Below are 16,015 nucleotides of genomic sequence, written 5' to 3'. Positions count from 1 at the left end.
CAATAAGTTCTTCACGGAAAATTCTCGTTCCCAAACGACCGACTTCCCTATTTAAGGTTTCTCTCCCGCTAACGCTTTATACACCCCCCAATATTCCCCCGCCACGCTCGGCCAGCTAAACTCAGCGGCTCGCTTTTTCATCCGCTCCTGACGCAGTGGATTCTGACCGAAATCGTGCAGGCCGTCGTGGAGTGTTTTGGCCATGTGCTCCGGCTCGAAATCTTCAAAATAATACGCTTCTTTTCCGCCCACTTCGGGCAGGCTGGTCAGGTTGGAGATGAACACCGGTTTGCCAAAGGTCATAGCCTCGGCAACGGGTAAACCAAATCCTTCGGAGAGTGAGGGGAATAAAAACGCTTCACAGTGGGCGTAGAACCATAATTTCGTGGCTTCATCGACCGGGCCAGGCATTAGCAATCGGTCGGCCACGCCGAGATTCCGGGCCTGTTCGCGGATGTGCTGCGCGTAGGGATGTCCATCTGGCCCGGCCAGCACCAACCCATAGTCCGGGAAGGCTTCGAGCAGAGGCAGCAGCGTATGCACGTTCTTTTTAGGATGAATGACGCCGAGGAAAAGGAAAAAAGGCGAAAGAGCGAAAGAGCGAGAGAGCGAGTCTCCGGGCAGTGAAAGAGCGGGTGGGTCGGCAGGAACATTATTCTGGTTAACGGCAACGCCATTGTGAATAATCTGTACGGGTTTGGATGCCGGAATTTGCAGGTTTTCAGTTACTACCGATGCGGTATAGCTGGAAATAGCTGTCAACGCAGTGGCGCGGTCTACGGCGCGTTGCAAATGAACCAGTTTACGTAATTTTTTTTCAGCCGAATAATCAGGACGCTCCAGAAAGTTCAGGTCATGAACCGTCAGCAGCAATCTGGCTGGGCCATTCCACAGCCGATTAGGCAAATAAACCGAATCCTGATGCAAACAATGCCAGACATTGTACCGGCCCGAAATCCAGCATTTCCTCAGCCCCAACGCTTCAATATAGTTCACATTCTGGCCAAAGATGCCCGCCTTTCCATTCGGGACTAAAAACGTTAGTTTCCATCCAGTAGGGCATTGGCGAACCAGTTCGTGGCCGAGGTGCAGACATACCTGCCCCAAACCACTGTTCAGGTCGCGCAGGCGTTCGGTGTCGATAAAGAGAGCGGGCATTAGATTTCCTAATTTTGGTAAAATTGAGAAATCTTAGGACATCTACGTACTTAGATGCCGATTGGATACCTATATAATAATTCAGCCAACGGCATTTATCCACGTTGCTTCCTTCGGATATTTGCACTATGACTTTACAGAATGATTTGCTGCTCCGCACGGCGCGGGGTGAATTGACCGAGCGGGTTCCGGTCTGGATGATGCGGCAGGCCGGGCGGGTGCTGCCCCAATACCGGGCCGTTCGGGAGCGGGCCGGGAGTTTTATTACGCTGGCGAAAACGCCCGAATTAGCTGCCGAAGTGACCATTCAACCGGTCGATGCCTTCGATGTGGATGCCGCCATTATCTTCTCCGATATTCTGGTCGTCCCCGAAGCGATGGGCTTGCCCTACGAGATGATTGAAAGCCGGGGTCCGGTTTTCCCAAATACCGTTCGGAACAGGGCCGACCTGAGACGCCTGCGCGTGGCCGATGCCGAAAGCGACCTGGGCTACGTGCTGGAAGCCATCAAACTAACCAAAAAAGAACTGAACAACCGTGTGCCCCTCATCGGGTTTGCCGGGGCGCCGTTCACTATTTTTTGCTACATGACCGAGGGCAAAGGTTCGAAAACGTTCTCGGTTGCCAAAAAACTACTCTACACCGATCCCGATTTCGCCCACGCCCTGCTTCAGCAAATCACCGACAGCACCATTGCCTATTTGCAGGCTCAGATTCGGGCCGGGGCCGATTTAGTACAAATCTTCGATTCGTGGGCGGGCATTTTGTCGCCGGAGCAGTACCGCACGTTTTCGCTGCCGTATATCAAACAGATTTGCGACCTGATTTCGGGCGTTCCTGTTACGGTTTTTGCCAAAGGCGCGTTTTTCGCCCGACACGAAATTGGGCAATTGAGTTGCGACGTTGTGGGACTGGACTGGAACATGGACCCGCATGAGTCGCGGCAGTTAATTCCTGACCGGGTGTTGCAGGGAAACTTAGACCCTTGCGTTCTCTACGCTGATTTCGCCCAGATTCGGCGCGAGGTGAAGCAGATGTTCAATAGTTTTGGGCATCAGCATTACATCGCTAACCTCGGTCACGGCATCTACCCTGATACCGATCCCGACAAAGCGCGGTGTTTTGTGGATGCGGTGAAGGAACAGGGAACCGTTTAAGGATTCGGCCTTCTTTACTTCTAAAAATACAAATCAAGGTTAGGTGATCTTGATTTGTATTTTTCCTGGATAGGCTCTACAACTCAGATTATGTTAGGAGACTTAGACTAAAAAATGGCCGATCAGCTCGCTAACGCTGTTTCTTAGAATAATACATACGCCTGCGTAGGTCAAATACGGTACAACTTATCCAAAATCCAAGCACTACACCGGTTACGAAACCCGTGTACCTGATTATGTATTGATTAGCCAAAAAACCGTCATCCGAGTAATGCTGATACACACCATAACTGATAAAAAGAAGGCTGAGAATAATCGCTAAAATGCCTGCTGACCTCTTCTTAAAGGGCACCAATAAGCAACACAAGAAAACAAAAAGACCGAAAGCCATTGATGGAAGCACTAAAAAAACAACCCAGTACTGAAACCAACTGAGTTTGGTCATGTCCACTGGTGCTCCATGGTGCATGACCAAACCGGCTATTCCGAGAGTTAGCACACCTGACAGAATAATTCCCAAAATCCATCTACTGAGTTGTACCAGTGAAAATTTGTTCTCCGGGAGCAATAAGCCTGGACATCCAATTTCCCAATGATGGCCAAATGGATCGACCAAACGTCCTACCCTCCAGCCATGTTCTTCGCTTACCGGAAAGACTTGTGACCCACCAGCTTGTAAGGCTTGAGCAAAAACCGTATCCGGATTCGTTACAGTTAGTATTAACCGGACAGATCCTCCACCGAGCGATTGAGGACCTGGATTAGTTGGCGACTCTTCACTGACCCAAAATTCTGCCCCGTTAACAGAGAGTTTTGCCACTACACCGCCATCAGAATCTTCCAGGCGATACGTTTCAACGGCTGCCAATGCAGATTTGTAAAAACCTACTGCTCGCCTACTATCCCGAACCGATAACCAAGGAGCGAGAGAACTTGACATAAAGGGGTGTTCAGTAGACTTTTCAATCTCGGTATCAGCCATAAAAGTTAAATCTTGTTGTATAAGTGGCGTGGCTGTTACAAAAGTCGATCCTGCTTGGGAGTAGCTCGTTGAACGGGCAATTTTAGCTATCTGATTGGGTCCTAATTGACTCACAATTCATGCCTATTGAATCCATTCCAGACTTTTGCGACAGCCACGGGTCTTATGTTAATTAATCAAAAAATAATAGACATTTAGTGCAAAAATAACCTACTGAACATAAAGGCCTTGGAATGATGGAGTCATAGGTTATTACAAATGCTCCTTCGCTTCGGCCTTCAACTTCGCTTTGTCAATCGGCACGACGCCAACCGATTCGCAGACCAAGCCCCCGCCGAGGTTCGACAGGCCGGCAATGATGCCCGGCGGTTGCTTCAGGGCAACACAGCAGGCGGCAATGCTAATGACGGTATCGCCCGCGCCCGACACGTCGGCAATTTTGCGGATATGGGCCGGAAGTCTCCGTTTTTCGCCGTTGAAGTCGATAAATACGCCCCGTTCCGAGAGCGTAATCAAGGCCCCTCTCAGGTTTAATGTTTCTTTCAGTTGAGTAATGGCGGCCTGAAATTCATCGGAATTGTCAACGTCAAAATCGAGCTTCAGCCCTTCGCGAAGTTCTTTCAGATTCGGCTTGAATAGGGTGGTGTTCTGATATGACAGAAAATTACGCTTTTTGGGGTCAACCACCGTCGGAATGCCCTGCTCGTTGGCAAAATCAGTGATTTCGGCAATGGCTTCTTTGCTCAGAACGCCCTTGTCATAATCTTCAAAAATAACGACATGGCAGGTTGGCAGCAGCTCTTTGGCTTTGGCAATCAACTGCGCCCGTTCGGTGGTAGTGATGTATTTATCGGTTTCGGTGTCCACCCGCACTACCTGCTGCGACCCGGCAATGATTCGCTCTTTGATGGTCGTTATCCGGTCGTTGCTCCGAATGAGTCCATTGCAGCTCAGGCCCCGGTCGCAGAGTTCCTGCTCGAGTTGGTCGCCGGGGCCGTCGGTGCCGATGACGGAGCAGATAATGGCTTCGGCACCCAGGGCCTGCACGTTCAGCAACACATTTCCTGCCCCGCCCAATCGCCGTTCGCGTCGGTCAACGTTAACGACCGGCACGGGCGCTTCGGGCGAGATGCGTTCAACATGCCCCCACACGTAGGAATCGAGCATTACATCGCCAATAATTAATACACGAAGGTTATCGAACTGCTCAAACAGTTCGTCAAGGGTCATATCTAAAACCGGACTCATAAGCACACAGCAACTTGTTTCAGCTTGCAAAGAAACGAAAAGCAACAGCGATTTCCGCAATGAGCAGGGAAGGTTGGGACGGCAATTGCTCCGTTCATGCGTCACCAGGCAAGAAAGCCACACGCCTGGGCAATACTTTTTAGGGCTATTGTAGTCTTAGTATAGATGTTAGTTGATTAACAAATTTACATTCACCATGAAACTACACTTTTCATCCATTGGCCTGCTCATTATTTCGGTTGCCTTATCCACCCAGTTGGTTGCCCACGCGGCCACTACTCCTCAACGCACCTCGCCAAAAGTCGAGCAGGGTAGCGTGGTTCGTTGGGCGGGCGATTGCGTTCGGTGTAGTATGGGCAGCAAAAGCTGGCGGGCTGTTGGCGGTAGCTGCTATTTCCCGGTCGATATGGCTGCCTCCATCGGAACCCACCGCGTCTATCGCCGAACCAAACAGGGGCGTCGGCAACGAGGCAGCTTTGAGGTTGTCAAACGGGAATTTATCCGGGAAGATTTTAAGGATTTTCCAAAGCTTGAATACGTTGACGTCTCTGCTAAAAACATAGCCCGTGTTCGGCGCGAGCAGAATCAGGTACTCCCCTTATTCCGCCGGAGCGAAACCAAAGCCAACTTCGACTTGCCCTTAGCCGCACCAGCCAGTTCACTGCCTAAGAGCGAAAACAATTTTGGCGCCTTCCGCACATTCAATGGTAAGCCGCGTAATCGTCATACCGGCGTCGATTATCCCATTGCCGAAGGGCAGCCGGTAGTAAGCCCCGCGCCCGGCCGGGTGGTGCTGGTGGCCGACCATTTTTTTGGCGGCAAATCGGTCTACGTCGATCATGGCAATGGTTTAGTGGCCATGTATCTGCACCTTCGTTCGGCTGTCGTTGCTAAAGGCGCAAGCGTGAAAAAAGGACAGACATTGGGCGAAGTGGGTGCAACCGGTCGGGCGACTGGCCCGCACCTGCACTTGGGAACACGCTGGCACAATGCCCGTATCGACCCTTCGGTTTTATTGAGTGATCCGGGTAGCCTGCCCCAGATTCAGTAACAATCGCTGCTATCAAAAATCAGTGTGCCGGTTAGTCCAGAACATCATTCTGGACTAACCGGCACACTGATTTTTGTAAATACTGATACTACCAGCCTGTCAACCAGTTGAGTAGTAACTCAGGTTTAAGAAATAACATAAGTATAGGCACCACTAATCCAACCGCCAGCCAGACAGCGGCTTTGGGCGGAGGAACAGCCGTAATCTGTTCAGGCCGAATAGGTGCCGGTCGGAAAAAGAGAAGAAATGGAATTTTAAGGTAGTAGACCAGCGAAATCAGCGCGTTCAGCAAACCAAGCACAAATAAGGCCAGCAACCAGGCATCGCTTGTGTGCTGCCAGGCATCATAAAGCGCTGAAAAAATCAGGAGTTTGGCGGTAAAACCAACCGTCGGGGGCAGGCCCGTCAGGGCGAGCATCACGACAGTGAGCGCAACGGATAGCAGCGGCTGTTTCGACCCCAAACCGGCGAAATAACTAATCGTTAGCTCGTTGCCGCTACTGCGAGCCAGCAAATCGACCAGGAAGAACGCAGCGAGCGAGATGAACAGGTATGTACCGATATAAAACAGTACCGCGTCAAAACCGGCTTTATTCAGCGCCACAACGCCCACTAACAGAAAACCCGCGTGGGCAATGGTCGAATAGGCCAGCAACCGCTTGGCATCGGTTTGCCGAAGTGCCGACAGATTCCCGATTAAAATACCCGCTAATGCCAGCACCGCCAACGGCGTTTGCAGAGCCGCTACCGACGCATTCCCCTCCGGCGAATCGACGGGCAGGGCCGTAACAACCCGCAACAGAACCAGCACCGCAGCCGCTTTGGGCGCGACCGAGAAAAAAGCGGCTACGGGCACCGGGGCGGCTTCGTAAGCATCGGGCGTCCAGATATGAAACGGCACCCCGGCCAGTTTGAACAAAAGCCCGGCTCCGGTTAGCAGGGTGGCAACGGCCACCACGGCGGCATCCTGCCGGGCGAGTTCAACGGCAAATTCGGTGGCCGTCAGGTCGAGTGTGCCGGTCATGCCATACAGCAGCGACATCCCGTAGAGCATAATCGCCGAACTAACAGACCCGAACAACAGGTATTTAATGCCGCCTTCCGACGCTTTCCGGTCGGCGGTGAGGGCCGTTAGCAGGTAAGAGCAGATGGAAACCAGTTCGATGCTAAGGTAAATGCTGAGCAGATTGACCGATAGCGTCATCAGAAACAGCCCAAGCGTCATGGCAATCAGCAGCGAATACCATTCCAGCGGCAGCCCTGACCTCGGTGAAACACCGGGTTCTGCCGACGAGGTTAATGCTTCGTAGAGTACTACACTGGCTGCGCTCAGGGAGATAACGACCTGGATAAAAACAGCCTGATTATCCAGAAACAGCAGGTGCATGAACAGAAAGCCGCGCGTTGGCAACAACAGTGCCCAACCACCCGCCACCAAAACCACCCCAACGCTCAGGAAAGCTAACCACCGGCGGGCCCGTTCCCGATTGCGACGCAGGCCGACCAGTTCACCGACCAGCAACCCGCAAAATGAGGCTGACAGCCACACCTCCGGTCCGAAGCCGCCGAGGCTATTGATAATGTCGGTTAATTGGTCGGTTAGGGACAAAAACAGTCGTTTTTTAAGGAGAGCAAGTAATTGAAACAAACTCTAAAGCATTCCGTCGTGTTCGGGATTGCCTTCGTATCGGTGAAGTGTTATGGGGTCCTGTTTTTTGCGGAGTCGAATATTCAGAAATTCAACCAGGAGCGAGAAGGCAATGGCAAAATACAGATAACCTTTCGGCACGGTGCCCACTTCCTGATTGAAAATAACCACGTCGGACAAGTGCGCGCCTTCGGCCACAAGCATGAACCCAATCATAATCAGGAACGCTAATCCCAGCATTTGAATGGTTGGGTGTTCATTGACAAATGAACCAACGGGTCCGGCAAAAAACATCATGATCAGAATCGACAGAATAACGGCAATCATCATAATCGTTACGTTCTGGGTCAGACCGATAGCCGTCAGAATGGAGTCAATTGAAAAAACAATGTTGGTGATGGCAATCTGCGTCACCACATTGGCAACGGTGGCCTGTCCTTTGGTGCTGCCACCCGATTCATTATGTTCGCTGCCTTCTAATTTGTGGTGAATTTCGGAGGTGGCTTTGTAGAGCAGAAACAGCCCACCCCCAAACAGAATCAGGCTCTGCCCCGTAAAGGCTGCCCTAAACCAGCCTGCATCGATATGCGTAAAGGGCTTACTAAGCGATATAACAACTGAAATGCCCAGTAGCAACACCAACCGGAACGCCATGGCCAGAATCAGCCCGATGTTTCGCGCTTTGCCCTGATCCTTTCGGCCGAGTTTATTGGCAGCTATGGAAATAAAAATGATGTTGTCGATACCCAGAACAATTTCGAGAAATGTCAGGGTTAATAAACTGATTATGGACTCAGCCGTAAAGAGGTCGCTCATAATTGAACAGAAGTGAAAACCCAAAATTACCCGCTTCGGGCCGGGTCTGCAACATCTAATGCAAGAAAGAACCGCGAATCAGACAAAAGGTTAGTCAGCCGGATAAATGGATGCATGAAGTTAGGGTGGGTAGCCGCAACAGTTGGTACGGCATTTGCGTATAGACAGCAGGTCGTACAAGCATCCTCGATACTATAAAATCATCGAATAGGCTATATTCGGCCTGTGATCATCGGGTAGCTTTGGAACCAGCCGTAACATATTTTGCCCAAGGGTCGTTATGAAAAGAAACATTGTCGCCCCGATGCGATATAAACTGGCTTAAGGCTAATCAGACCCTGCTTTATGGTGTCAAAAGTAATCGTTCGTGTTTTGCTGGGTGTGCTTGCTCTCGTTCTCTTACTGGCGGGGTTTGTCGTGCTTGTGGCTACAACGCCCTGGGGTCAGCAATTCGTGACGAAACAGGTAAATTCCTACCTCGCCCAAAAGCTCCAGTCACCATTTCGGATTGGGCACGTTGGCTTTTCCATTCCCGACTGGATTGAACTGGACGATGTATTTTTCAAAACACCCCAGGGCGACACCTTAATGAGCGGTGGCCGAATGCGCGTTGACCTCGATATGTGGGGTCTGCTCAACAACCGCGTCAGTCTGAACCAGATCGAACTGGAACATATTCGCCTGAACCTGAACCGGACATTGCCCGATACCACGTTCAACTTTCAATATATTCTCAACGCGTTCGACACAGGAACCGCCGATGCGTCGGACCGCCCCGAACCAGCCGACACCGTGTCGACTCCGATGGCCATTAACCTGACGGGTATCACCCTGAGAGACGTTCGCATTCGCTACAAAGATGATGTGGTTGGGGCCGACGTTAACGCCTATGTAGACAGCCTGCGGGCAAACTTCAGCGAAACCGACGTATACAAGTCAACGTACCACTTATCGGATGTAGCCGTCAATGGGCTGAACGCCTATACACGACTCTACGAAGGGTTGCCTACGCCACCCAGCCCAGCCAGCCAGCCCGGCGATACACTCGACTTAGCCCTGGGAAAGTGGCAGATTAACCACGCTAAGTGGGATGTACGCGTCGAAACTGCCGATTTTCGAACGCAGGGCAGCGCTGAACGACTGACTATGGAGTCGGATTATTTGTATTTGGAGGGAGAGAAGATTGGCATCAAAGCGCTCGATCTGGTCAATGGCGATATAGCCGTCATGCTGACAAAGCCCACCCGAAAAGCAATAGCAACCAAGCCAGCAGCAACCACGGCAACGACTGTAGACAAGCCGGGATGGGAGGCTAAACTTGGCATAGTACGCTTCGCCAACAACCGCATTCAGTACGATGACGAAACGGCGTCCCGGCAAAAAACGGGTCTGGATTACGGCCACCTCGACTTACGAAATCTGGGCATCGACGGGCGGTCGTTCGTGTATCAGGATTTAGGAAAGCGCGGTCAGCGCATCAGCGGGCAACTCCGCAACGGGCGTTTCCGGGCCACAAGTGGGCTTGTTTTGCAACAATTCGATAGTGATGTTTTATATACCGACCAGACCACGATGCTCACGAAGCTGTATATCCAGACGCCCACTTCGCTCCTTCGCGATCAGGTAGTGCTGCGCTACGACTCGCTGGGGCAGTTGAGTGATCCACGTTTTGCGAAGCGGGTGAGTGTGCAGGTAAATCTGCGCCAGAGCCGCCTGTCGGTAGCCGACGTCCTGCAACTGGCTCCGTTTCTGGTCGATACGCCCCCGTTTGCGGGCAATCGGGGAGGGGTGTTCCGGGCCGACGCTCAGGTGACAGGCACGTTGGCCGCGCTGAACATTCCCCGGTTTGACCTTACTATGCTGTCGGGAACGAAAATCCAGGCCAGCGGGCGGCTCACCAACGTAACGGACCCCGACCGGCTCGGCATGAATATGATAGTGCAGCAGGCCACAACAAATTTAGCCGACATCAACAAACTGGCTCCCAAAGGGTCCATTCCATCCTCCATTGCACTGCCTTCTCTACTTCGGCTGACGGGCAAGATTGACGGGCAGCTCAACAACCTTGTTTTAGATACAAAACTAAATACCAACTGGGGCACGGCAGATTTTAATGGTCGCTTAGCGGGCTTTGTTGCCGGTAGAAACCAGACGTATAAAGGGACCCTGAAACTTAACGATTTCGAGGCTGGTAAGTGGCTCAAGCAAACCGGAACCATTGGTAAAATAACGGGCCGGGCTACGGTCGATGGGCGTGGCATCGACGTAAACACGCTCACGACCCGCTTCGACCTGGCCGTGCAGTCGGCCGAATTGAGCGGCTATCGCTACCAGAACCTGAACGCCGAAGGTAAATTGGCCAATGGTATCGTCGACCTTATCGGTACGCTCAAGGACCCCAATGCTAACCTGACCCTAAATACTAAAGTTGGTCTCAAGGGCGAGTTCCCCAGCGTTGTAGGCGAAACCGTTGTGCAGGAGTTGAATCTACAAAAACTGAAATTATACAAAGACCCGCTGTCGCTCAGGGGGCGCATTCTCCTCAACATGACCTCCACCGATCCGGCGAAGCCCGTCGGTACGATTTCGGCGACAGACGCTGTGGTGAGTTTGAACGGCAAGGCGTATCCGGTCGATGCGTTGGATGCTGCATTTTCGGCCAATGGGCAGACGAAGAGTTTGGTAGCCGAATTGCCGGGCGCGCGGTTAAACCTGAACGGGCAGTTTGAGTACACCCAGCTTTATGACGTTGTGGTTGGCGAAATCAGTAAATACATTGCCCTGCCTGCCCTCACGTATAAAAAAGTGGCTTCTCCGGCGGCCTTTACCCTAAACCTGAAAGCCTACCAAAATCCGTTACTTCAGGCTTTTGTTCCTGCCCTGACCCGGCTGGATACTGTCCGGCTCAACGCTTATTTAGATAATGCTAAGGACACAACGCTGTCGGCTACTCTCCGCACGGGCGTTGTTGTGTATGACACAACCACCCTACAGGGGAGTACGCTGGCGCTGCGGGGATCCAACAACCAGCTAAAGGTCGATGGACAGGTCGATGGCATTCTTTACGATGGCATGACCATCCGGCAAACGAATCTGAACGGAATAGCGGTCAATAACCAGTTCCGGTTTACGGCTGTTAACAAAGATTCGATCAATCAGGATTTGCACGGGCTGGCCGGTACGCTCAGCATTGTCGATTCGAATTACCGATTTCAGTTTGCCCGCAATGGGCTGTTAACCAATTATCAACGCTGGCAAACGGATACTACTGGTTTTGCCCAGTATGGCAACGACGGCGTGCGAATCAATAATCTGCGGATTGCTGCCAATCAGCAATCGCTCGAATTAAACAATACCGAGCCGTATGGCAATGCGCCTATTCGTATCACGGCCCGCGCCATTGAGTTGGCCAATCTGGCTCGGCTGGCCGATCAGGACACAACCTTAGCCAGTGGCCAGCTTAACGGCACTATTGTCGTGCAGGATTACGTAGGTCAGGATAGCCAACTGTCGTTTATTGGCTCCATTTATGTCGATAGTCTGCGGGTAATGGATAAACCAATAGGCAATCTTACGGCCCGCTTCCGCAATAATTCCGATAGCCGAATCAGTGTCAACACAACGCTGGCTGGTCCCTATAATGATGCCACCATCACCGGTTTTTACAATCCTGAGAACGCCCGGCAGGCACTCGATCTGGTCATTAAACTGAACCGCTTAGATGCCCGCACCATCGAAGCCTTTAGCTTTGGCGAATTGCGTCAGGCAGAAGGCCAGCTCACGGGCGAGTTTAGCGTGGCGGGCGCTATCGACAATCCAAAATTAAACGGAAGCGTCGCCTTCGATTCAGTTGCCTTTAATATCAAACAACTCAATGCGACGTATCACATCGATCAGGAAACGCTAACGTTTGCCGGGCAAACCATCACCCTGAAAGATTTCAATGTGCGCGATAGTCAGGGGCGGACGCTCACCACCGATGGCGCAGTTGTGCTGCGAAATCTACCCAATGCGGGGTATGACCTGCGCGTTCGGGCCGACCGCTTCCAGGTGCTGAATGCTTCCCGAAAAGACAATGACTATGCCTATGGGCAAGCAGCCGTAACGGCCGACCTGCGTATCAAAGGAGCCGGGTCCAATGCGTCGGTAAACGGCAAAGTCCGGCTCGAAGATGGCAGTAAGATTTCGCTTGTGCTGCCCGACCAGTCGCTGGATGTGAACGAAGCCAACGAGATCGTGACGTTCATCGACCACAACGATTCGCTGGCGCTGGCGAAGTACATCTATCGCCCAAAACGCGACACGTCGGCAACAAGGCCCCGGCTGGCGTTCGACGAGTTGAGTAACTCAACCATTTCGCTCGATCTGGAAGCCGACGAGAAATCCGAATTAACGATTGTGGTCGATGAACTGAATGGCGACTACCTGCGGGCGCGGGGAAACGCCCGGCTTAATGTGGGCGTCAACGCTGCCGGACAGATTACTGTTTTAGGCCGCTACGACGTAACGGAGGGCGAATATTCGCTGACGTATCAGGTCTTGAAACGTCAGTTTAAAATCCAGAAAGGAGGCTACATCAGTTTTGCCGGCGATCCGCTCAAAGCCGACATCAACATCACCGCCATTTACCAGGTGTCGACCTCACCCTCCGACCTGATTGGTAACGAGTCAACGACTGTCAGTGCGGCAGCGCTCAACCGCAAACTTCCGTTCAATGTGGCCCTGAGCATTAGTAATAATTTAGCCGCGCCCAAATTGGACTTCGACATCCGACTGCCGGAAGTTGAAGGCAACAGCGCGGCCGCATCGAGTGAATTTGGCACAAGTATCGAGAATAAACTCAAGAAATTACGTCAGGACGAGTCGCAGATGAATAAGCAGGTGTTTGCTCTCTTGATTCTGAATCGGTTCCTGCCCGAAAACACCTCCGACTTTTTCTCGGGATCAAACAATGGGGGATTAAATAACCAGGCCGAAGGCGTTGCCCGGAGCAGTGTAAGCAAGTTGATATCCGAGCAGTTGGGTCGGCTGGCATCGGGCGTTCTGAAAGGCTTCGATGTTGATTTCAACCTCTTGTCGCAAACGGGTGCCGCCAATACCGGCGGGACGACCAACGGCGCCCGTACCGACCTGAACGTGGGCTTGTCGCGGAGTTTTCTGGAAGGGCGGCTGACGGTTTCCGTCGGTCGGAATTTTGTGCTCGAAAACGCGGCCAACAGCGCTACCCGGAATCCAAATGAAGTATTTGATAACGTATCGCTGAACTACAACCTTTCCCGCGATGGTCGTTACGTATTGCGCGGGTACCGGCGTAACGACTATCAGGCTGTGCTGGATGGCTTCATTATCGAAACCGGCGTAGGCTTCATTATTACGGTCGATTACAATACGCTGGCTGATATTCTGCGTCGGTCGCCGGGTCCCGCGCAGAATTGATTAATCGTTATGAACAACTTGTTAAAAACAGCAGGGCGCAGGGCGCAGCGAGCAGGGATAGCGGGGGGGTGCTCCCGGCACCTTGCTCCCTGCGCCCTGCTGTTAATCGTGTGTCTGCTCAACGCGTGTAATATTGCCAAACACCTGCCCACCAATGAGCGGCTTTATACGGGTACCGACATTGTGGTGCAGGCCGACTCCCTGGTCTCGAAGGATGATCAGGGGGCCTTAAAAGACCAATTGACGGCACTTGCCCGGCCCCGCCCCAATAAGCAGCTATTCGGTTATCCCTACAAAGTTGGTTTGTATTACCTGTTTGGCGAACCGAAGAAACCGAAAGGGTTTCGGGCGTGGTTTCGGCGTAAGTTCGGCGAGGAGCCGGTGCTGGCCAGCGCGAAAGCGATTTCGTCGAATATCCCTGTCATGAAGGCAACATTGCAGAATGAAGGTTATTTCGGTTCAAATGTAACGGGGAGCCTCAAAGAAGAAGGCTATAAAGCACGAGGTGTGTATATGGTCGATGTGGAACCCCGCTTCTACATCGACTCGGTGGCTTACTATGTCGATTCGTCAGCCGTTCGGAAAGCGCTGCGCTTTGCCGGACGACGAACGATTTTCAAAAAAGGCGATCCCTATCGCTTCGATAATATCAAATTAGAGCGGGAGCGCATCAGTCAGTTAATTAAACAACGGGGCTTCTATTATTTTCTGCCCGACTATTTAGGCGTGCTGGCCGACAATGATTCCGTTTCGCACCGCACGGTTCTGACGTTCTACATCAAGCCCGACATACCGGAGGCAGCCGCCGTGCCCTATTCGATTCGCGACGTATTTATTTATCCAAACTACAACCTCTCGACCGCTCAGTCTGACACCAACAAACGCCGGGCTAACCAGACTGAAGAGCTGTTCCGCGTTGTCGATTCAACCCGCCTGTTCAATCCGAAACTCTTCCGCGACATCGTGACGGTGCGGCCTGGAGAACGCTACAACAGCCGGGCGCAGGACTTAACCCTGTCGCGCTTCATCAACGTCGGCGCCTTTAAATTTGTCCGTAACCGTTTCGACCCCGATCAGCAGGGTGACTCGGCGGTGCTTGATGTGCATTACTACCTGACACCTTACCCCAAAAAGTCCGTTCGTGTGGAAGTTGACGGCACCTCGCGTTCCAACAACTTCACTGGTTCGCAGGTGATTCTGAGCTGGCGGAATCGAAACGCGCTTAAACGCGCTGAACTCCTGACCATCAATGGCAACGCCGGTATTGAATTTCAGGTGGGAGGGGGCGACCAGAACGTAACGAACTATCGGTTGGGAGCCGATGCACTGCTGAGTTTTCCGCGATTGGTTTCCCCCATACGGTTCCTCTATGACCAGCGGCAGGCCCTGCCAAAAACCAACGCGACGCTGGGCTATCAGACGATTATACGGGGTGGTCTATATCGAATCAACTCGTTTCAGACAAGTTTTGGCTATGCATGGCGTCAGAATCAGCAAATCGAGCACGTATTTCAGCCCTTCAATGCCAACTATGTTTATGTACCGATTAGTAGTATTGGACAGGGCTTTCGGGATATTCAGGAAGATACACTGGTGCCGGGTATTGTTAAGCAGCAATATCAGAACACTGTGTTTAAATCTGACCAGCTTATTCTGAGTACGCTGTATACGTTTAATTATAATTCATCTCCTCGTTCGGCTTCACCAACTACGTTTAAACTGACGGCTAATGTTGAAACGGCGGGTAACTTAGTTAGTCTTTTCGTTCACGAAATTAAACCGGATCAGGAACGAAAAGTGGTTTTTGGCGTCCCTTATGCCCAGTATGTCCGATTTGATGTCGATACGCGGTTCTATCGTCGTTTGACCAAGAATATTACCTGGGCAAACCGGCTGTTTGCAGGCATCGGTATTCCTTATGGGAACTCAGAGACCTACCAGATTCCGTTTACGAAACAATATTTTGTTGGGGGAGCTAACAGCATCCGGGCCTTTCGTCCCCGCGCCATCGGGCCGGGCCTGTTCACCCGCGACACCATCCGTAACCTGCCTGCCTTTCAGGAAGGCGGGGGGGATATTAAACTGGAAGCCAACACGGAAGTACGGGTCAAATTTAACAAGTTCCTCGAAGGAGCCGTATTTTTCGACGCGGGTAACGTCTGGACGTACTATGATATTCCGGAGTTCAGTGAGAGCAATGAACTGTTCAAATCTGACTTTTATAAACAAATTGCCCTCGGCACCGGCGTTGGCATTCGTATTGATTTATCGTATTTCCTGATCCGGCTCGATCTGGCAACGCCCCTGCGAAAGCCATACAAAACCAATGGCAGTGAGTGGGTTATTGACCAGATAAACTTTGGCAATCGTGACTGGCGAAAGCAAAATCTGGTGTTTAACATTGCCGTTGGGTATCCGTTCTGAATTTTATTCCAGATTTGTTTTTGTCATCCCGACGCAGGAGAGATCTTCGGTAAAAGTAGACTTTATGAGCCCTCCTTCGTCGGGATGACAAAAAT

At 51.8% G+C, this 16,015-nt stretch carries 9 protein-coding genes; 4 read left to right on the top strand and 5 right to left on the bottom strand.

The window, feature by feature from the left end:
- Window positions 1–51: 51 nt before the first annotated feature.
- Complete coding sequence (locus ACYVI1_RS28180; protein ID WP_460914679.1) at window positions 52–1,158, bottom strand: glycosyltransferase family 4 protein; 1,107 nt, start codon at window positions 1,156–1,158, stop codon at window positions 52–54.
- Window positions 1,159–1,286: 128 nt separating this feature from the next.
- On the opposite strand from ACYVI1_RS28180, the gene hemE reads away from it, so the two are divergent.
- The gene (gene hemE / locus ACYVI1_RS28175; RefSeq protein ID WP_460914677.1) at window positions 1,287–2,315 is read left to right on the top strand and encodes a uroporphyrinogen decarboxylase; all 1,029 of its coding nucleotides are present in this window, start codon (window positions 1,287–1,289) and stop codon (window positions 2,313–2,315) included.
- A gap of 130 nt (window positions 2,316–2,445) precedes the next feature.
- Here the strand turns inward: hemE and ACYVI1_RS28170 are convergent, their stop codons facing one another.
- Window positions 2,446–3,411, bottom strand: coding sequence for a VOC family protein (locus ACYVI1_RS28170; RefSeq protein WP_460914675.1), 966 nt, complete (start codon window positions 3,409–3,411; stop codon window positions 2,446–2,448).
- Between the two features lie 138 nt (window positions 3,412–3,549).
- Window positions 3,550–4,527 (bottom strand): bifunctional heptose 7-phosphate kinase/heptose 1-phosphate adenyltransferase, encoded by a 978-nt coding sequence (locus tag ACYVI1_RS28165; RefSeq protein ID WP_460914674.1) that lies wholly within the window; start codon window positions 4,525–4,527, stop codon window positions 3,550–3,552.
- 214 nt (window positions 4,528–4,741) lie between these two features.
- Here ACYVI1_RS28165 and ACYVI1_RS28160 point away from each other — a divergent pair, with 214 nt between their 5' ends.
- The gene (locus ACYVI1_RS28160) at window positions 4,742–5,596 is read left to right on the top strand and encodes a M23 family metallopeptidase (RefSeq protein WP_460914673.1); all 855 of its coding nucleotides are present in this window, start codon (window positions 4,742–4,744) and stop codon (window positions 5,594–5,596) included.
- An 88-nt stretch (window positions 5,597–5,684) separates the two neighbouring features.
- On the opposite strand, the gene ACYVI1_RS28155 is transcribed toward ACYVI1_RS28160, so the two are convergent.
- Window positions 5,685–7,205 (bottom strand): NADH-quinone oxidoreductase subunit N, encoded by a 1,521-nt coding sequence (locus tag ACYVI1_RS28155; protein ID WP_460914671.1) that lies wholly within the window; start codon window positions 7,203–7,205, stop codon window positions 5,685–5,687.
- 42 nt (window positions 7,206–7,247) lie between these two features.
- On the bottom strand, window positions 7,248–8,060 hold the full coding sequence (locus ACYVI1_RS28150; protein ID WP_460914670.1) for a TerC family protein: 813 nt from the start codon (window positions 8,058–8,060) through the stop codon (window positions 7,248–7,250).
- Between the two features lie 345 nt (window positions 8,061–8,405).
- On the opposite strand from ACYVI1_RS28150, the gene ACYVI1_RS28145 reads away from it, so the two are divergent.
- Both ACYVI1_RS28145 and tamL read left to right on the top strand, forming a co-directional pair.
- A complete protein-coding gene (locus ACYVI1_RS28145) occupies window positions 8,406–13,496 on the top strand; it encodes a translocation/assembly module TamB domain-containing protein (RefSeq protein WP_460914669.1) in 5,091 nt (1,696 codons plus the stop codon).
- A gap of 9 nt (window positions 13,497–13,505) precedes the next feature.
- A complete protein-coding gene (tamL, locus tag ACYVI1_RS28140; protein WP_460914668.1) occupies window positions 13,506–15,920 on the top strand; it encodes a translocation and assembly module lipoprotein TamL in 2,415 nt (804 codons plus the stop codon).
- The last annotated feature ends 95 nt before the right edge of the window (window positions 15,921–16,015 follow it).

It is taken from the genome of Spirosoma areae (assembly GCF_054781775.1).
This window is presented reverse-complemented; position numbering and strand designations above follow the sequence as displayed.